Origin of the sequence: Celeribacter baekdonensis (genome assembly GCF_003047105.1) — a bacterium.
GTDB classification, from domain to species: Bacteria; Pseudomonadota; Alphaproteobacteria; order Rhodobacterales; family Rhodobacteraceae; genus Celeribacter; species Celeribacter baekdonensis_B.
In genome coordinates this window covers 954595-972391 of the sequence record NZ_CP028475.1, presented here as the reverse complement: position 1 = coordinate 972391, position 17797 = coordinate 954595, and the positions used below count along the sequence as shown (strand labels likewise).

General features: G+C 57.5%; 14 protein-coding genes. 8 read left to right on the top strand and 6 right to left on the bottom strand.

All coding sequences use genetic code 11. The features are described 5' to 3' along the window. The first annotated feature begins 1 nt into the window (after position 1). Positions 2-1000 carry a branched-chain amino acid ABC transporter permease gene (locus DA792_RS08245; RefSeq protein WP_107719532.1) on the top strand — a complete coding sequence of 333 codons (999 nt, stop codon included), beginning with the start codon at positions 2-4 and terminating at the stop codon, positions 998-1000. A 4-nt stretch (positions 1001-1004) separates the two neighbouring features. After that, positions 1005-1808 carry a sulfite exporter TauE/SafE family protein gene (locus tag DA792_RS08240; RefSeq protein WP_107719531.1) on the top strand — a complete coding sequence of 268 codons (804 nt, stop codon included), beginning with the start codon at positions 1005-1007 and terminating at the stop codon, positions 1806-1808. 38 nt (positions 1809-1846) lie between these two features. On the opposite strand, the gene DA792_RS08235 is transcribed toward DA792_RS08240, so the two are convergent. Then, positions 1847-2536, bottom strand: a complete 690-nt coding sequence (locus DA792_RS08235) for a GntR family transcriptional regulator (RefSeq protein WP_199908140.1) — start codon at positions 2534-2536, stop codon at positions 1847-1849. Positions 2537-3192: 656 nt separating this feature from the next. On the opposite strand from DA792_RS08235, the gene DA792_RS08230 reads away from it, so the two are divergent. Then, positions 3193-3762, top strand: a complete 570-nt coding sequence (locus tag DA792_RS08230; protein ID WP_107719530.1) for an IS110 family transposase — start codon at positions 3193-3195, stop codon at positions 3760-3762. On the opposite strand, the gene DA792_RS08225 is transcribed toward DA792_RS08230, so the two are convergent. The 3 genes from DA792_RS08225 to DA792_RS08215 form a co-directional block, all read right to left on the bottom strand. After that, a complete protein-coding gene (locus tag DA792_RS08225; RefSeq protein WP_107719529.1) occupies positions 3725-4210 on the bottom strand; it encodes an Arm DNA-binding domain-containing protein in 486 nt (161 codons plus the stop codon). The two genes, DA792_RS08230 and DA792_RS08225, sit on opposite strands and share 38 nt — an antisense overlap. A 423-nt stretch (positions 4211-4633) precedes the next feature. Beyond that, positions 4634-7228, bottom strand: coding sequence for a bifunctional lysylphosphatidylglycerol flippase/synthetase MprF (gene mprF, locus DA792_RS08220; protein WP_107719528.1), 2595 nt, complete (start codon positions 7226-7228; stop codon positions 4634-4636). Between the two features lie 240 nt (positions 7229-7468). Beyond that, complete coding sequence (locus tag DA792_RS08215) at positions 7469-8038, bottom strand: YcbK family protein (protein ID WP_107719527.1); 570 nt, start codon at positions 8036-8038, stop codon at positions 7469-7471. A gap of 633 nt (positions 8039-8671) precedes the next feature. Here DA792_RS08215 and DA792_RS08210 point away from each other — a divergent pair. The 4 genes from DA792_RS08210 to DA792_RS08195 all read left to right on the top strand — a co-directional run bounded on the left by DA792_RS08210 (position 8672) and on the right by DA792_RS08195 (position 13300). Then, on the top strand, positions 8672-10342 hold the full coding sequence (locus DA792_RS08210; RefSeq protein ID WP_254679643.1) for a L,D-transpeptidase family protein: 1671 nt from the start codon (positions 8672-8674) through the stop codon (positions 10340-10342). Between the two features lie 231 nt (positions 10343-10573). After that, positions 10574-11656: a UDP-3-O-(3-hydroxymyristoyl)glucosamine N-acyltransferase gene (lpxD, locus tag DA792_RS08205; RefSeq protein WP_107719526.1), complete on the top strand. Its 1083-nt coding sequence runs from the start codon at positions 10574-10576 to the stop codon at positions 11654-11656. A 169-nt stretch (positions 11657-11825) separates the two neighbouring features. Then, entirely contained in the window at positions 11826-12092 is a 267-nt protein-coding gene (locus DA792_RS08200) for an acyl carrier protein (protein ID WP_107719525.1), read from the top strand. After that, on the top strand, positions 12089-13300 hold the full coding sequence (locus DA792_RS08195) for a beta-ketoacyl-[acyl-carrier-protein] synthase family protein (protein ID WP_107719524.1): 1212 nt from the start codon (positions 12089-12091) through the stop codon (positions 13298-13300). Before DA792_RS08200 ends, DA792_RS08195 begins: the two co-directional genes overlap by 4 nt. A gap of 75 nt (positions 13301-13375) precedes the next feature. Here the strand turns inward: DA792_RS08195 and DA792_RS08190 are convergent, their stop codons facing one another. Then, positions 13376-14002: an invasion associated locus B family protein gene (locus DA792_RS08190; RefSeq protein ID WP_107719523.1), complete on the bottom strand. Its 627-nt coding sequence runs from the start codon at positions 14000-14002 to the stop codon at positions 13376-13378. Positions 14003-14702: 700 nt separating this feature from the next. On the opposite strand from DA792_RS08190, the gene DA792_RS08185 reads away from it, so the two are divergent. After that, the gene (locus tag DA792_RS08185; RefSeq protein ID WP_107719522.1) at positions 14703-16319 is read left to right on the top strand and encodes a helicase HerA-like domain-containing protein; all 1617 of its coding nucleotides are present in this window, start codon (positions 14703-14705) and stop codon (positions 16317-16319) included. A gap of 125 nt (positions 16320-16444) precedes the next feature. On the opposite strand, the gene DA792_RS08180 is transcribed toward DA792_RS08185, so the two are convergent. Then, positions 16445-17569 carry a calcium-binding protein gene (locus DA792_RS08180; RefSeq protein WP_107719521.1) on the bottom strand — a complete coding sequence of 375 codons (1125 nt, stop codon included), beginning with the start codon at positions 17567-17569 and terminating at the stop codon, positions 16445-16447. Positions 17570-17797 lie beyond the last annotated feature (228 nt).

Below are 17797 nucleotides of genomic sequence, written 5' to 3'. Positions count from 1 at the left end.
CATGACGAGCAAAAAGCCTAAACCTTTCCTCTCGAGCGAAGCCATCCTGGCTCTGGCGCTCGTCGCCGCGCTGATCATTCTGGCCGCCGCCCCTTGGTGGGCCAGCCGCTCGGACATCCGGCTGATGGGCGAATTCTTCAGCTTTCTCGGTCTCGCCGTGCTCTGGAACCTGCTGGCGGGCTATGCCGGGCTTTTGTCCGTCGGACAACAGGCCTTTGTCGGGATCGGCGGCTATACCCTGTTCGTGATCAGCGCCAAGATCGGCCTGTCCCCCTATATCGCACTGCTCACCGCCCCGCTCGCCGGCGCGCTTGTCGCCGCCATATTCGCGCCTTTGCTGTTCCGTCTGAACGGCGCATATTTCGCCATCGGCACTTGGGTGGCGGCCGAAACCATCAGTCTGTGCTTTGGCATGATCCCCGAGCTCGGGGGCGGGGCGGGCATGTCGCTTCCGGTCGCGACGGTCAAAGCCATCGCCGCCAACCGACCTGATCGCGAGGCCTATATCTATTGGATGTTGTTGAGCATGGGGATGGGGACACTGATCGGCGCCTATCTGCTCTTGCGTTCGAAAGCCGGGCTCGCCTTGATGGCCATTCGCGACAACAGCCTAGCGGCAGGTTCGCTCGGTATCGACATTTGGAAAACGAAATTCCTAATCTATGTCGGTGTGGCCGCCGTGACCAGCCTCTTGGGCGCGGTGATTTTTCTTCAGAAATTGCGGATTTCTCCGGACAGCGCCTTTAACGTCAACGACTGGACCGTCTATATCATCTTTATCGTGGTCATCGGCGGCATCGGCCGACTGGAAGGCGCGTTGCTGGGAACGATCCTATTCTTTATCACCCGCGAACTTCTCGCCGATCTGGGCGCGGTCTATCTTATCGTGCTGGGGCTGATAGCCATCGTGACGATGCTGATTTCACGCGTCGGTCTTTGGGGGCTGTTGGAACAAAAAACGGGATGGACGATTTTCCCGGTCACGCGAAAGGTGGATTGAAAACATGCTGGATCTTCTCGGCCCTGTACTGGCCTTTTTCGTCGCGGGCATATGCGGCGGTGTGCTGCTCGGGCTGATCGGCGTCGGCATGGCGCTCGTCACTGTGCCACTGCTGATCTTCAGCCTGCCGCTCTTCGGCTTCGACAGCGAGGCAGTGCCTCTGATCGCGCTGGCAACCTCTATGGCCGTGGTCTCCGTCGGATCGGTTTCCTCCGTGCTCAGCCACAATCGAAAAGGCAATGTCATCTGGCAGGTTGCGCGCACCACCATTCCCGTGAGCCTCATCGGCATCGCCATTGGCAGTTCCCTTGCAGCGCGCCTGCCCGGCGGGGTGATCCGCGTCCTGTTCTGCGCCTTTCTGATCTATATCGCGATCCGCATGTTGCGGGGCCGAAAGCCCGGGGGGGCAGCGGCCTCGTCACAGACCGGTCCCTGGCATTACCGGCTGGTCGGGGGCGCCATCGGGCTCGCCGCAAGCGTGATCGGCGCGGGCGGCGGCGTCTTCATGGTGCCCTTCCTGTCGAGCCGTGGCCATCCGATGCCGAAAGCCGTCGCAACCTCGACCCTGATCGGCCTGCCGGTCTCGATCCTCGGCGCCGTGGTCTACGCGCTTCAGCCCGTCGATCTGCCCGGAAACCTCGCCATCGGCTATCTCTATGTGCCAGCCTTTGTTGGGCTAGCAGCCGGCTCCGCGCTTGGGGCGCCGCTCGGAGTGCGGATCAGCGGACAGCTCGATGAAGCACTGATCAAAAAGGTTTTCGCCGGCGCGCTGCTGTGCGTCGCGGCCGCGATCCTTTTGGAAATGTAATCGGACAAGCTCCGCCATCGCCCGTGCTTCGCGCACGCTCAGCGGTCGTTCAGCGCCATATCGCCGGTGACATTTCCATCGAGCAAGATTTGCGTCGTCAGGGCGAGATGATCTTTCATCGCTCTGGCCGCCGCGCTCTTGTCGCGAGCGATCGTCGCATCCGCAATCGCCTGATGTTCGGCGTTGATGTCCCGGTTCTTGCGATCGAGCGGCACGGAGACGCTGCGATAGCGCTCCGATTGCGTATAGAGCATGCCGCGCAACCGCAGCAGCCAAGGGCTGTCGCAGGCGGCTATCAGTGCCTCGTGAAAGCGGGCATGAATGGTGGCCCAATCTTCATTGATGCTGGTGCTGCCGGGCTTGCACAGGCTGGTTTTGGACAATTCGAAAAGCGTCGAGACGATTTGCGCCTCCCATTTCAGATCGCCATTATCAATCGCGTTCATCAGGCATTCGGTTTCGATCAGGATTCGCGTGCGGGTCAGGTCTTCGAGATCTTCCTTGGTGATCGGCGCAACGCGATACCCCTTGTTGGTCTCGAGCACGACAAGCCCCTCAGAGGTCAGGCGCGACAGCGCCTCGCGCACAGCACCTAAGCTGAACCCCATCTCTGAGACAAGTTCGGAAATCACCAGTTTCTGGTCGGGCCTCAAGCGGCAGGTCAAAATCTCCTGACGCAAAAGCTTGTAGGCTTTCGACGTCCGGTTTTCTGTAGGCGCTGTAGGCACGATATCACCGAGTCCTTATGTTTCTGCTGGCAAGCCGGAAAGGCCGTTGCCTCCTATACATATCTACGACAATCGAGAACAACTGCAAATCTCGACAACAATGTATTATGGAGGAAATAATTTTTATCTTAAGGGGCGCAGATTGCAATCGTTCCCTTGCAGGAAAGGCGGCAGATGAACGCCATTGCGCGCCCAAATGACAATGCCGGGTATCACCGCGACCGTTAGCGGGCCGGCACGGTCGGCGCCCAGAAGCCGACTGGTCAGAGGATGGCCCGTGCCATGCCCGGCTCTGTCGGAAACCCACGGCGTATTGACGGATAGAATTTTCTGAGGCGAATAGGCGAAAAGTAAATCAGTTTCAGTGTGTTATTGCGCCTTGGCGAACTCTATCGTATAATTCGGATAGGCACTGAGTATTTGGTCACGGCGGCACATCTCAGCTGTGCTATCCTCGCCCTTCATACCGTCCAGCACGATCCAGATCTTCTCCTCGGGGAATACTGTTTGCGGGTAGCGCGGCGGATGCCTTTGACGACCTTCTCACCGTGGCTTTGTTTGGCTCCAGTTTTCTGTCTCATCTTATGGAATGGACGCACGTTGCACCCGAACCGATAGTGTTCTGGCAATGATAGCAGACGAGAGGAGTTCAGCTAATGCAGTTACTTGCGATTGATTTGGGCGAGCAGTCCTTTCACATTCACGGAATTACCAATGAAGGTGAAGTGGTTTCCATAAAGGTGAGCCGACTAAAGCTGGAGGCTGCAGTCGAAGAGCTTTCTCCGGATTGTGTTACCATAGAGGCCTGCGCCAGTTCGCATCATTGGGGCCGCCGGATCGAAGCCATTGGATATCCTGTGCGCCTTATACATCTGCGTTTCGTCACGCCCTTCGTCAAAGGTGCCAAGAATTATGCTGTTGATGCCGAGGCGATCCACGAGGCTGCTCTGCGTTCGACCATGCGATTTGTACCAGTGAAGGCGACGGAGCAACAGGGTTTGCAGATGCTTCATCGAACTCGCGATCGGCTCATGACGCAACGAACTGGACTGATTAACCACATTCGCGGTCTGCTGGGAGAATATGGTGTTGTCCTTCCAGTCGGTGCCTCCCGGTTTCGCAGGGACATCCGGAACGCCGTCGCAGAAGCCAAATTGTCGGCTCTAGCACTTGAGAACTTCAACACCCTCATCGACGAGTTCGAAGCTTTGGATGAACGCGTTTGATGAGATCGCGTACACGCTTTTTCCAGAGGATAGGAATGATATGGCCGTTGATACGACCGATGTCCGTGGCGGTTGTTGATGCCTTCTTCGGTTGACCACGTTTGCCAAGGATCAGGCCGGCATGGAGAGCTTCAATATAGCGCTCACAAAGCTCCTTCACGGTGATCGCCTGGCGGTCGACCTGCCGTTCTTCCGCCGGATTGTCCCCCTGAGCAACACGCCCGACTTGGATCCTCGCTTCCCGACTCGCGCTCTCCGCAGTCCAAATTCCGTGGAGCCCGATCGTGTAGCGACGAGAGCGTCCTTCGCTTCGGTACTGGATCACATAGCTGCGTTTGCCCGATGCGAACACGCGCAGGCCAAAACCGGGAAGGTCATCGTCCCATACAACGTAATCCTTTCCCTTGATCTGCGTGCTTTCGACAAACCTCTTCGTGATTTTAGCCATCAGACGCCTCCTGAAGGGCCGTGCGTCTCGCGTAAGCACCACGTAAGCACTTGGGGGAAAGCCACGGCGTATTTACGGATAGAATTTTCTGAGGCGGGCAGGGAAAAAGTAAATCGGTTTCAGTGTGTTATCGCGCCTTGGCGAACTTTATCGCATGTTTCGGATAACCAGTCAGTATTTGCTCCGAAGGCAGAGGCCACTGGTTCGAATCCAGTCGGGTGCACCATTTTTAATTGGCCTACCGCCTTCGGCTACTTGAGGCCGGATTGGTTCGAGAATTTTCCTCTCACCTGCCCCATTTTAATTGGCCTACCGCTTTCGTGACATGAGGCCGAATTCCCCAATCTCCAAAAACGCGACGCTGCCAAGCGACAGGTGTTTTTTCTTTCAAACACCGAGAGCAACTGACCCCTTTGCCAAACCTTATTTGCCGATCAAGCCGCGCGGGCCGCCGGAGATCAACAAGGCCACATTCGCCATTGCGCGCATCGGGGCATAGCCCGGCGGCACAGCAATATAGCGCGGACGCCAGTCGGGGCGGAATTTTTGTTTAAAGCTGCGCAGGCCCTCGAAATTGTAAAACGCGCCGCCATGTTCAAACATCATCCGCCCAAGGCTGTTCCACATTCGCGCGGTGGGGCGCGGTGACAGGCCGGAGAGGGGCGCGACGCCGAGGCTGAATTCTTCCGCCCCCGCCTCACGCATATGCTCAATGAGCGAGAGGAACAGAAATTCCATCATGCCGGAGGCCTCAGCGGGCAAATAGCGCATCAAATCAATTGCCACGCGTTTGCCGTCGCCGGGGGCCAGGACATTGGCAAAGGCGACAATGCGCCCCTCGCGCCGGATCACGGCCAAGGGGAAATGGTCCAAATAGGCGCGGTCAAACCGCCCGACCGAAAACCCCTTTTCCCGGCCGGTTTTGCCGCCAAGCCATGCGGTGGAAATCGCCTCAATTTCGGCAAAAACGGCGTCAGAATGCGGCGGCGACAGCATCTCAAGCACCAAGCCTTCGCGCTGTTTTTTGTTGTAGGCGGCGCGCATGGTTTTGAATTTCGAGCCAGACAAGGAGAAGTCTTTCAACACCACCACGGCCTCTTCACCGATCTTGTGCAGCGACAGACCCATCTCAATCCACAGGGGCAAATAGGTCTCGCTGACCTCGTAAAACACGGGGCGGCCATTGGCGCGTTGGGCCTGTTCGAAAAACGTCCAAGCCAGATCATGCGCCTCAGTCTCCGGGCCGACCGGATCGCCAAGCGCCACCCAGGCTGACCGTTGCACGCCATACATCAGATAGGCGTGGTTTTGGTCCGAAAACATCAATCGCTTGTCGCCAGAAAGTGCCAAACATCCCTGCGGATCGGAAGAGGTGGCCAAAACTGCATTTGTGCGAATGATCGAGCCATCGCGGTCGGCGTCCGCTTTGTGGGTATGGGCCGGGCGCAGTGCTTGGATCACAGTAAAGACCAGCAACAGCGTCGAGGCGGCAACCCCCGCGCGCAAGGAGCGCGGCGTGTTGGCATTGGCGGAGAACTCGGTCCACAGGCTCAAGGAATAGGGCGTGGCGCGGTGGAGGAAAAAGAAAAATGCCGCGATCCCCAGCAAGGAGGCCAGAACCAAAACGATCCAAGCGGGCGTGAACACCCCATCGGTCAATTTGGCCTGACGATAAAAGGCGCGGCGAAACGGCAGCATCGCCAAAAGACCCACGGCCAAAATATCCATGCTCTCAAAGTCGAAATTATTGAATACGGCGGCAACGATGCCCAACCCCATGGTGAGGATCATCATCCAATAGGCCGCGGACACCCGCCGCAACAGCGCATGTGACAGGATCAACAACACGACGCCCATCACGGCGGTGCCAAGCACCCCGATTTCAAGCAAAAGTGCAGCACTCAGATCGCCTTCGTTCAAAGCCCCGGTTTGAAAAGAGGGCACAAACGCCACCGCAAGCAGGAACACGCCGTAGCCAAAGGCCGTGACGGCCACGAGCGAGGGCACGATGCCCGAAAGCGCGTTATAGGCCGGGCGCAAATCGGCGCGGGGATCGGAGAAGAGTTTCGACAACGCGCCGCCCGCGATGCGCAATTCGTTGAGCGAGACGATGAGAAAGGCCAGCGCGAAGGGCAAAAGGTAATAGATCGCGCGAAACAGCAACAAGGCGGCGGCGATATGACCGACTGGGGCTTCATTGGGCAGGGCGGCGATGATCGCAGTTTCAAACACCCCGATCCCACCGGGCACATGGCTGATCACGCCCAACATCATCGCACCGGCAAAAATGGCGGTGAAGGTGGTGAAATCGGGCCGACCTTCGGGCAGCAGCAACCACAAACACAGGGCGGCGGCCAAAACATCAATCAGGCTAAAGCCGAGCTGGCCAAGGATGGCGGCGGGCGGCGGCATGGTGATTTCAAAGCGGCGGATTTTAAGGGTTTTGCGACCGATTGAGAGGGTCATCAAAATCGCGAGCGCAACAATGAGCAGAGCGGTTGCGCCCCAGCGGATCACATCGGGCGACAAGATCGTGCCTCCGATCACACCGGGATGCAGCGCCAAAGCACCAAGGCCAATGAAGGTCAGGCCCATGCCGACCGAGACGGCGATGTAGGTTGAGACGGTCGCGACCTCAAAGGCGTCCAGCCCCAAAGCGGCATAGATGCGATAGCGCACGGCACCGCCTGAAACAATGCTGACCCCAACGGTGTTGCCAAAGGCCGAGCCCAAAAAACTGCCCATGGCGACGGCGCGCAGTGGCAACCGGCGATCGACAAAGCGCAGCGCCCACCAGTCATAGCCCGTCAAAGCGCCGTAGCCGACAAAGGTTGAGAGGACAGCCAAGAGCAAGGTGGACAGTGGGATCGAGCGGGCCTGTGCGATCACATCCTTGGGATGGACCGAATGCAACAGATGCGACAGCGCCGCGATGCCAAGGCCAAACAACACCAGCCCCAAAATCAGTGGCACACTCCGACGCAACAGGGCGCGAGTTTTATCTGAGAGGCGATGCATCGGTGCCGTCCTTTTGTTTTTCGTCTTATGACGTCAGAGGGCAGGGACTGTCACGCGCTTCTCACAAGAAATTTTGAGAGGACAGAGGAAACCTGAAGGAATTGCGCGTCAAAAAAGCGAAGAGGCCTTTCGCAGATGGCTTTGGGTTTCAGGTCCGCGCATGAAAAAAGCCGCCAAAGGGCGGCCTTTTCTATCGTGAGGGCGTGAGCCGTCACCCACGCCTCGTCAAAATCAGAGTGCTTAGCCGTTCCACGTGCGGACCGGGCCGCAATCCATGTGAACAAAGTTGGAGCCGCGATAGGTGCCAACGCCGCCAGCCGAACAGGATTTTGCGGCGGCTGCCATTTGTTGGATCGAACGTGATTTCAGGCGCAAATCAGCGGCTTGGGCTTGCATATGCAGGGAATTTTTAGCCACGCCTTTGGAGCGCGAGCGCAACATGGCGTTGGTTTCCGGTGAGCGGTAGCCCGACAAGAGCATGTAAGGTTCGTCCACATCCATCAAACCATGAGACGCAGCCAGAATATCGACTGTACGGGCATCAACAGCTTTGAGTTTGGAGTTGCGCCAATCGCGGAAGAAATAGGTGACTTCCTTCAGGGCCTCAGGGATATATTCGCCCTCGATCCAATAAATCGTGTCGATGCTTTCGCCAGTCCGACCCGAATACATATTGATGCGGCGAATGTCACCCGCGCCACGCAGAAAGCCTGCGGCATTGGCGTAAACGGGTGTGGCACTCAATGTGATTGCTGCGAAACCGCGCAAAAGTCCTCGGCGCGTTAATCCGCTTGATGCAGTGTTGGTCATTCTCTCAAAGCGTCCCGTCGCTGATCTGTTCCCGCCTCACGCGGCTTTCGTTGTCACGCGCCGCTTCTTGCGGCATTCTTAATCAATTTTTTTGCCGACACTTTGATCAAAATCAGACGAAGTCTAGAAAATTAAGACTTAATCTCGCCCCTTTTCACTCTGGATCGTTCGACCGCGATCACATTTTAGCGAGAAGAAGCGCCGTTTGATCATCCTTTGTGACGTCAAAAACACCCAAATCACCCCCTCATGAGTGATCTGCAAGCCTTATGCCACAATGTGATTCTTGGGCCAAGCCTTGGATTCGACCGAAGGGGGCGGAAGGGGTGAAATCGGCGGGTTTTTGCGCAAATCAGTAAGGAGAACCATACTTATTTGCCTGTTGGCGCCCAAAATGGGGGATCAGAGGCGAGGCGTTGGCGCATGTTTTGAAAGCCCAAACGTCCAGAGATGGCGGTGGCATTTCTGCGCTAAAATACGTCAAATAAGGGGAAAAATACGATTAGCTCCCCTTTGGCTTCGACTGTTGTGCTTTGGGCACAGGAGGGCATTGGCGGTTCATTCCCCCTCACACCGGTCAAGAAATTGCGCTATCTTCCTGCGACTGACTGCTGAAAAAGTTCGAGGACAGACATGACGCGTTTCCCGTTTCCCCGGTTTTCCACCCCCTCTTTGAGCATGGCCCATATGCGCCGTGGCGTGCGGTCTGTCGCGATGGCCACCGCCCTGTCCTTGACTGCCGCGTCGGTGATCTCGGTGATCTCGGTGATGCCCGCGCCCTTGCACGCGCAACAGGTCAGCGCCTTGATGCAATCCATTGCCGAGGCCGCGTCTGGCTCAAAGGATCTGTCGGAATTCTATCGTGCAACCGGGTACAAACCTGTTTTCGCAGAGAATTCGTCACGCGCCAAAGCCCGCCGCCAAGCCTTGTTGCGCGCCGTTCAGGCCGCTCCGAACCAAGGTCTTGCGCCCTATGACACGACGTTGTTGGAGGCCAATCTTCGCGCCATCACATCGGATCGCGATTTGGGGCGGGCCGAAGTGGCGATGGCACAATTGTTTCTCGATTATGCCCGCGACATCCAAACCGGCCAGTTGATCCCATCGCGCATCGACAGCGGCATTGTCCGTCAGGTGCCCTATCGTGATGGCCTGTCGGTGTTGACCAATTTCGTCAAATCATCGCCGCAGGCTTATTTGAGGAAACTCGAACCAACCTCGCCGGAATATGCGCGGCTTTTGAAAGAAAAGGCCAAGTTGGAGCGCGTCTTGGGGCAGGGCGGTTGGGGCCAGACCGTGCCCGGGTCGAAATATGAGCCGGGTCAAACGGGCAATGGCGTGATCATTTTGCGCAATCGGTTGATGGCGATGGGCTATCTGCCGCGCTCGGCGGCAACCAGCTATGATGCCAGCCTGCAAAAAGCGGTTCAGCTGTTTCAAATGCAACACGGGTTGAGCCCGGACGGGGTGGCCGGGGCTGCGACGATTGAAGAGATCAACGTCGGTCCCGAAAACCGTTTGGCCTCGATCCTTGTGGCACTTGAGCGCGAACGCTGGACCAATTTTGACCGCGGCGATCGCCATATCTGGGTCAACCTGACCGATTTCACCGCCAAGATCATTGATCATGGTAAGGTGAGTTTTGAAACCCGTTCTGTGATTGGTCAGAACACCGGCGACCGTCGTAGCCCGGAATTCTCCGACGAAATGGAGCATATGGTCATCAACCCGACCTGGAACGTGCCACGCTCCATCGCGGTTAAAGAATACCTGCCAATGATGCAGCGGAACCCGAATGCGGCAGGCCATTTGCGCCTTGTTGACAGCCGGGGCCGCACGGTGAGCCGTGCCAATGTCGACTTTAGCCAATACACCACCAAGACCTTCCCGTTTAACCTCAAGCAACCGCCCTCTGATGGCAACGCGCTTGGGTTGGTGAAGTTCATGTTCCCGAACAAATACAACATCTACCTGCATGACACGCCCTCCAAGAGCCTGTTTGGCCGCGAGGTCCGCGCGTTTTCGCATGGCTGTATTCGCCTGCAACAGCCGTTCGATTTTGCCTATGCGCTGTTGGCGAAACAGACCTCTGACCCCGAAGGCTTTTTCAAAGCCCGTTTGGCCACGGGCGCTGAGAACGTTGTTGAATTGGAACAGCATGTTCCGGTTCACCTGATCTATCGCACCGCGGTGACCCTGCCGAAAGGCGGCATGGAGTATCGTCGCGACATTTATGGTCGCGATGCCAAGATCTGGGCCGCGCTTCAGAAAAAAGGTGTTCAACTGCGTGCGGTTGGCGGCTGATCTCTGAGACAAGACTTTCATCGGTTTAAAGCGTCACGCCTTTCACCTGAGACAGGGGAAAGGCGTGACGCTGCCAGACATATCAATGGTGTGGGCGTTGCGCCATAATCCCGTGAAACAGGTTTATGGCGTAACGCTTTAGGGCGTCCTTAGTTTGATCTTTGGGCGCCCTTTGCTTTGCAAATCCACGTAAAGCGCTTATGTCCATCAGAGCAATCTTTCGGAGGCCCCATGCGTAATCCCATCCCCGGCACCGCCATCACCATCACCGATCTTGCCGCCCGCCTTGGCGCACCGTTTGAGGGGCAGGGCGATGTGATCGTCTCCAAGGCCGCCGAGCCGCAGGACGCGGGCGAGGGCGATCTGGCGCTGGCGATGAGCCCGAAATTCGCGCCCGCGCTGGCCCAGAGCCGCGCCTCTGCCGCCGTCTTGTGGCAGGGCGCAGATTGGCAGAGCTTCGGGCTAAAAGCCGCCATTCTGGTCTCGCGTGGACGGTTGGCAATGGCTGGCGTGACGGCAACTTTCGATCCCGGCCTTGGACTGGCTCCGGGCGTGCATCCCACGGCGGTGATTGATCCAAGCGCGCAGATCGGCATTGGCGCGGCCATCGGCCCGCTGACCGTGATCGGTGCGGGCGCACGCATTGGCAAAAACGCCCGGATCGCGGCGCAAGTGTCCATCGGTGCAGGGGTGACGATTGGCGATGACGCCTTGATCCATCCCGGCGTCAAAATCGGTGCGCGCGCGACCATTGGTGACCGCTTGATTGCCCAACCCGGCGGCGTGATCGGCGCGGATGGGTTTTCCTTTGTCACCCAAGAAAAATCCGCCGTCGAAGAAGCCCGCGAAAGCTTGGGCGAGACGGTCGAGGCGGCCGGGCAGGCATGGATGCGCATTGCCTCGGTCGGCTCTGTGGTGATCGGTGATGACGTCGAACTCGGGGCCAATGTCACAATTGACCAAGGCACGATCCGGGCCACGCGGATCGGTGATGGCTGTAAACTCGATAACCAGGTCCACATTGGCCACAATGTTGTGGTCGGGCGGCATTGTTTGCTCTGCGGTCAGGTCGGCATTGCCGGGTCCACCGTCATTGGCGATTTCTGCGTCATGGGCGGGCAGGCGGGGGCGGCAGACAATCTGACCATCGGCGCGGGCGCGATCATTGGCGCGGGCACGGGGGTTTTGTCCAATGTGCCCAAGGGCAAAGCGATGATGGGCTATCCGGCGGTGGCGATGCAGACCCATGTTGAGATGTATAAAGCCCTGCGACGCTTGCCGCGGTTGATCGGCAAACTGCGCGGCGACGGGTGAATTTGGCGTAACGGAACAGGGGTTTGGGGCGCAGGCGATATGCAATTGTCACAAAAATCTGTTTCAAAGCCGGGCAATTCAGACTAAATCGGTGCGCAGACAGCCGCAGATTGGCAGCTGAGCGGAACCGATCATTTACACGGATACGGGGCAAGGTGAGGAGAGCGACATGGCATTGGATGTGAAAGAAAAGATCATCGAAATCATCGCGGAGCAGGCGGTGCTTGATCCTTCTGATGTGTCGATGGATCAAACCCTTGAGGCGCTGGGGATCGACAGCCTGGGTCTGGTCGAAAGCATTTTCGCCATCGAAGAGGCCTTTGACATCACCGTGCCGTTCAATGCCAACGAACCCGACCAATCGGATTTCGATATTTCGTCTGTCGCCGCCATTGTCAAAGCGGTTCAAGGGCTGATCGAAGACCAAAAAGCATGAAGCGGGTTGTCATTACCGGCGCCGGGACCGTCAATGCGCTTGGCCTTGATGTGCCTTCGACCTTGGCCGCGATGGCAGAGGGAAAATGTGGCATTGGCGATCTGAATTTCCGCGATGTGGACCGTTTGGCGATCAAAATCGGCGGTCAGATTCATGAATGGGACGCCGAAGGCCAGTTCAACCGCCAACAAATGGCGCTTTATGACCGGTTCACCCAATTCACTTTGGTCGCCGCACAACAGGCGATTGGCCAATCCGGCCTTGAGTTTGTCGGTGAATTGGCATTGCGCTCTGGGGTGATTTTGGGCACCTCTGGCGGTGGTCTGACCACCCAGGACGACAATTACCGCATGGTCTACGAAGAGGGCAAAAACCGGGTGCATCCCTTTGTTGTGCCCAAGTTGATGAACAACGCCGCCTGTAGCCATGTGTCGATGGAATATAACATCAAAGGCCCGTGTTACACGGTTGCCACCGCATGCGCTTCGTCCAATCACGCCATGGGGCAGGCGTTCAACATGATCCGCTGTGGCATGTCCACCGCGATGATCACCGGCGGCTCCGAGTCGATGCTGTGTTTTGGCGGGGTGAAGGCCTGGGAAGGGCTGCGGGTGATGTCGAAAGACGCCTGTCGGCCGTTCTCGCTCAACCGCAATGGCATGGTGCAGGGCGAAGGTGCTGCGGTGTTTGTGTTCGAAGACATGGAACATGCGCAAAAACGCGGGGCCGAAATTTTGGCCGAGGTGATCGGCTTTGCCATGACGTCGGATGCCTCCGACATTGTGATGCCCTCGAAACAGGGTGCGGCGCGGGCCATATCGGGGGCCATCACCGATGCGCGGCTCAACAAAGATGAGATCGGCTATATCAACGCCCATGGCACCGGCACGGCGGCCAATGACAAAACCGAATGTGCCGCTGTGGCGGACGCGCTTGGCGCCCATGCGGATAACATCATGATTTCCTCAACCAAATCCATGCACGGCCACCTGATTGGCGGCACCGGCGCGGTGGAACTTTTGGCCTGTATCATGGCGCTCAAAGACGGGATCATCGCACCGACGATCAACTATGAGGAGCCTGATCCCGAATGCGCCCTTGATGTCGTGCCCAATGAGGCGCGCGATGCGACGGTCGATGTCGCTCTGTCCAATGCTTTCGCCTTTGGTGGGTTGAACGCGGTGCTTGCGTTGCGAAAAGCGCCCTAAAATAGTCGCCTCAAACGTAAAAACGCCGCGCAGATCTTTATCTACGCGGCGTTTTTGATTGAAATAGGTCTGAGCTTACTCAGCAGGCGCTTCGGGACCTTTGCCATCCTTCGCCGCAATGTTCAATTCGGTCACTTTGGCATAGGCGGCGGTGAAGCCTTTGAGCGAGAGTTTCAATTGCACTGGTTCGTCGGGGCGACCGACCGGCACAATGGCAACCTGACCCTCAACGCCCTTTTTCAACTGCTCAACTTCGGCACCACTCATGCCCGCGCGCACGAAACAGCCGACTTTGGTGCAGAACGAATAGGGGTAGCGACGGCCGTTTTCGCCATCCACGAAAAACGCCAATTGCGCGGTCAACAGTGTCTCAAGCGGTGTGGTGAAGGTGGCGGCGGCTTCGACAGTGTCAGAGCCAACATGGAACATCGTCACTTCCGCGACATCGTTGCCATCGCCGTCTTTCAACAACTGATACATGGAGCAAGGATCAACCGAGCCCTCAGGGGCTTTCACGCAACGGATTTCCCAATCGCCCTGTGTTTCAAGCGCATAGGGCCGCCCAATGTTGCTTGCGGGTTCGATCGGCGTACCGGCAGACAAGGAAGGGGCTGCGTCTTGAGCAAAGACGGGCAAAGCGGCACCGCAGGCGATCAGGGCAGCGGTGGCGAAGGTGGCGGTCTTGCGAGCGATGGAAGGCATTATCTGTCCATATGTTGTTTGCAAATTTGACCCTGCTTTAGCACGTCACTTGGGGGCTGTCAGGCGCGATTGGCAAAAATTCGCGTGAAGACACGGGGCGTGAGGCAAGGGGCGGCGGAAATCCGCAAAGAGAATAGGGTGAAACGGCGGTGGGTGCCTTGGCCAAAAACCAAAAGCCCCGGCAGAACCGAGGCTTTTGTGATCTTGTGATCCGTAGATCTTGCGATCTTATAACTCCCTGTCGGACTTGGCCGACTTATTGCGACAACGGTATGACACAGAATCGGCCTCGTCAACGAGAATTTTCACGGGGATTTGATGAGCTGATTCTGATTGGATTTGGGGAAATGGCAGTTTTGCGCCCTGATAGATTTACGACTTGTTAGAAAAGAGGCCGCACCGGGGCAAAGCGCACCCGGGCGGCCAGTCTGACAGGGAGGAAGTCAATTCGAACCGAAGAGGAGAGGGTTCGAATACACACAGACTGGCAGCAAGAGGTTAAAATTGTATTGTTCAACAGCACGTTTCTTTCAATCTGAGACAGGTTTGAGAGAAACCGATCCGCGGCAGATAAAGGCTGTGACCGCTGAACGAGGCCCTGATGTGGGTTTTTCGGGCGCTGCTTTATCATACAGCTTTGAAAAATCTGATGTTTCTCCTAAACCTTGAAGGAATCAGCCATCTAAGGGGAACGTTGGGTATGAGCGAAGGTATTGTGGACCGCATTTTCACCGGGGGCGGCGGCGAAGGTTACAGCGCGGCACAGGATTTGCTGTTGAAATACGGCAACCGCCATGGGTTGATCGCCGGGGCCACCGGGACGGGCAAAACCGTCACGTTGCAAATCCTCGCTGAAGGCTTTTCCAACGCAGGCGTGCCGGTGTTTCTCTCGGATGTGAAAGGCGATTTGTCCGGGCTGGCCAAATCCGGCAGCGCCGAGGGTAAATTGCACGGGGCCTTCACATCGCGCGCCGAGACCATCGGGCTTGATCTGGTCTATGAGCGTTTCCCGGTCACGTTTTGGGATTTGTTCGGCGAACAGGGCCACCCAATCCGCACCACAGTGGCGGAAATGGGGCCGCTGTTGTTGTCGCGCCTGTTGGGACTATCAGAGGCGCAAGAGGGTGTGATCAACGTCGCATTCCGCGTCTCGGACGAACAGGGCCTGCCGCTTTTGGACCTCAAAGATCTTCAGGCATTGTTGGTTTGGTGCGGCGAACATGCCGACGAATTGACCCTGCGCTACGGCAATATTTCCAAATCCTCGATTGGTGCCATTCAGCGCGATCTGTTGGTGTTGGAAAACCAAGGCGGGGCGAACCTGTTTGGCGAACCGGCGCTGGAACTGTCCGACATCATCCGTACCGATGTGGACGGTCGTGGGCGGATCAACATTCTGGCCGCCGACACGTTGATGTCCGCACCGGGGCTTTATGCCACGTTCCTGTTGTGGTTGTTGTCCGAGCTGTTTGAGGAGCTGCCGGAGATCGGCAACCCGGACAAGCCAAAGCTGGTGTTCTTTTTCGATGAGGCGCATCTTTTGTTTGATGATGCCCCCAAAGCGTTGGTCGATAAGGTCGAACAGGTCGCGCGCCTCATTCGCTCCAAAGGCGTTGGGGTCTATTTCGTCACTCAAAATCCCGATGACATCCCCGAAGACATCCTCGGCCAATTGGGCAATCGCGTCCAACACGCTCTGCGCGCCTTTACAGCGCGCGATCAAAAAGCGCTGGTGCGGGCGGCGGAAACCTATCGCCCCAACCCGCGCTTTGACATTGAAGAGGCGATCAAACAGGTCGGGACTGGCGAGGCGGTGACCTCGTTCTTGCAGGCCAAAGGCGTGCCGGGGATTTCCGAGCGCACGCTCATTCGCCCGCCCAGCTCGCAGCTTGGGCCGATCACGGTGGGAGAGCGCACCGAGATCATCAACACCTCGCCGATTGCCGGGAAATATGAGACGATTCTGGACCGCGAAAGCGCCTATGAAATCCTGTTGAAACGCGCCAATGCGGCGACAGAAGAAGCCGAGGCGGCGGAGCGTGCCGAAGCGGAAGCCGCGCGCAAATTGGAGGCCGAGAAGGCGGCGGAAAAAGCCCACAAGGCCGAAGAGACCCAACGCGCCAAATTGGAGCGCGAATTTGCCAAGGCCCGGCGCTATGACGGCAAGAACTATGAGCGCAGCACATCCTCGCGCCGCTCCTCAAAGTCCAGCAGCATTGGCGAGACGGTGACGAAAATGGTGATCCAAGAGCTCAAGGGCACCACCGGAAAACGCATCGTGCGCGGTATTTTGGGCGGTATTTTCAAAGCCCGCTGAGGTCAAAACTCAAACGCGGATTTGGCCAAAACGAACATTGGGCGGAAGGGGTGCACCCTTCCGCCCAAACTGTTTCATGCTACAGATCCGCAGACCACAGATCCGCAGAGCTATGTCTTTGTGTGTTAGGCCGCGATGATGACGTCTTCGACGTTGAGGGAGGCTTCGTCAAAGATCACACCTTCGGCCGGTTCCACGACCACCAAAAGACGCGAGCTGTCGCCTTCGGTCAGGTACAGTTGAAAGGCATTTGCCTCAGCATCGAAAGAAATCTCGACCGTGGCATCCGGGGTGGCGGAGAGGTCGAGGGTCAACACGTCTTCGCCAGGGGTGTAATCCGAAATCGTCACATGCCCCAGTTCGGCGGTCTCGGCGTCCGCCTCTGCGGCAAGGTCCGTTTCGGTTTCTTCTGCGGTGTCGTCGGTCATGTCCGTACCGGTCGCGGCGGCGACCACGGTGACATTGTCCGCGCCATCGCCCGTGACAACCTGACCTTCGCCAAGCGTGTCTTGGGTGATGGTAAAGCTGTCATCGCCATGGCCCGAACCATTGACGTTGTCGCCATAAACCGTATCGGAACTGGACGCGGAGAGGGTGTCATTGCCATACCCACCGACCAACCAATCGGTGCCCGCGCTCTCCTCCGTGTCGCCTGCCGACAGGGTGTCATCGCCGTCGCCGCCATAGACGATATCGTCGCCCTCGCCACCATCAAGCGTGTCATTGCCAAGGTTGCCATAGAGGCGATCATCGCCCGCGTCGCCGGTCAGAGTGTCGTCATCGCGACCGCCAGACAGGACATCATCACCGTTGCCGCCCGCAACGCTATCGTCGCCTTTGCTGCCATTGAGGCGATCATCGCCGTCATCGCCTTGGATGTCATCGCTGCCAGAGCCGCCATAGACGTGGTCATCGTCGGCACCGCCAGAAATCAAGTCGTCGCCATTGCCGCCGAACAGGTTGTCTTCGCCTTCGCCGCCACGCAGCACGTCATCGCCCGCATTGCCCCAAAGCGTGTCATCGCCGCGGTTGCCGTAGAGAAAATCATCACCCTCGCCGCCACTGATGGCGTCGTCGCCGGACCAGCCAGCGATCATGTCGTTGCCGCCTTCGCCAGAGATATGATCATCGCCTTGATCGCCGATGATGCTGTCGTCGTCTTCTGTGCCGGTGATGGTGTCGTCGCCAAAGGTGCCCATGACAGCAGAGAGGGCAAAAACGGACGTGGTCAGTGCAAGTAATCCAAGCATATGGTGTCCCCCCAGACACAAATAGGGTCCCTCAAGGGGACATGAGACCCGTCCGGTTGAAACTATGTCGTCGCTCTAAACGCGCAGTCATCGTTAAAGCGTTCGAAGCCGTTCAAACGCGGTCGGTCTAAAAGTTAACAATGGGTTAAGATTTAGCGCATGGGCCTGGAAAGGAACAAGGTTTTCAATAGAGTTTTAGGGAAAATTCACATTTAAGCGGCCAATATA

Excerpts from the sequence above, each read along its gene's own strand:
- DA792_RS08245 (WP_107719532.1), top strand. The coding sequence starts at position 2 with ATGACGAGCAAAAAGCCTAAACCTTTCCTCTCGAGCGAAGCCATCCTG.
- DA792_RS08240 (WP_107719531.1), top strand. The coding sequence starts at position 1,005 with ATGCTGGATCTTCTCGGCCCTGTACTGGCCTTTTTCGTCGCGGGCATA.
- DA792_RS08230 (WP_107719530.1), top strand. The coding sequence starts at position 3,193 with ATGCAGTTACTTGCGATTGATTTGGGCGAGCAGTCCTTTCACATTCAC.
- DA792_RS08225 (WP_107719529.1), bottom strand. The coding sequence starts at position 4,210 with ATGGCTAAAATCACGAAGAGGTTTGTCGAAAGCACGCAGATCAAGGGA.
- mprF (WP_107719528.1), bottom strand. The coding sequence starts at position 7,228 with ATGCATCGCCTCTCAGATAAAACTCGCGCCCTGTTGCGTCGGAGTGTG.
- DA792_RS08215 (WP_107719527.1), bottom strand. The coding sequence starts at position 8,038 with ATGACCAACACTGCATCAAGCGGATTAACGCGCCGAGGACTTTTGCGC.
- DA792_RS08210 (WP_254679643.1), top strand. The coding sequence starts at position 8,672 with ATGACGCGTTTCCCGTTTCCCCGGTTTTCCACCCCCTCTTTGAGCATG.
- lpxD (WP_107719526.1), top strand. The coding sequence starts at position 10,574 with ATGCGTAATCCCATCCCCGGCACCGCCATCACCATCACCGATCTTGCC.
- DA792_RS08200 (WP_107719525.1), top strand. The coding sequence starts at position 11,826 with ATGGCATTGGATGTGAAAGAAAAGATCATCGAAATCATCGCGGAGCAG.
- DA792_RS08195 (WP_107719524.1), top strand. The coding sequence starts at position 12,089 with ATGAAGCGGGTTGTCATTACCGGCGCCGGGACCGTCAATGCGCTTGGC.
- DA792_RS08190 (WP_107719523.1), bottom strand. The coding sequence starts at position 14,002 with ATGCCTTCCATCGCTCGCAAGACCGCCACCTTCGCCACCGCTGCCCTG.
- DA792_RS08185 (WP_107719522.1), top strand. The coding sequence starts at position 14,703 with ATGAGCGAAGGTATTGTGGACCGCATTTTCACCGGGGGCGGCGGCGAA.
- DA792_RS08180 (WP_107719521.1), bottom strand. The coding sequence starts at position 17,569 with ATGCTTGGATTACTTGCACTGACCACGTCCGTTTTTGCCCTCTCTGCT.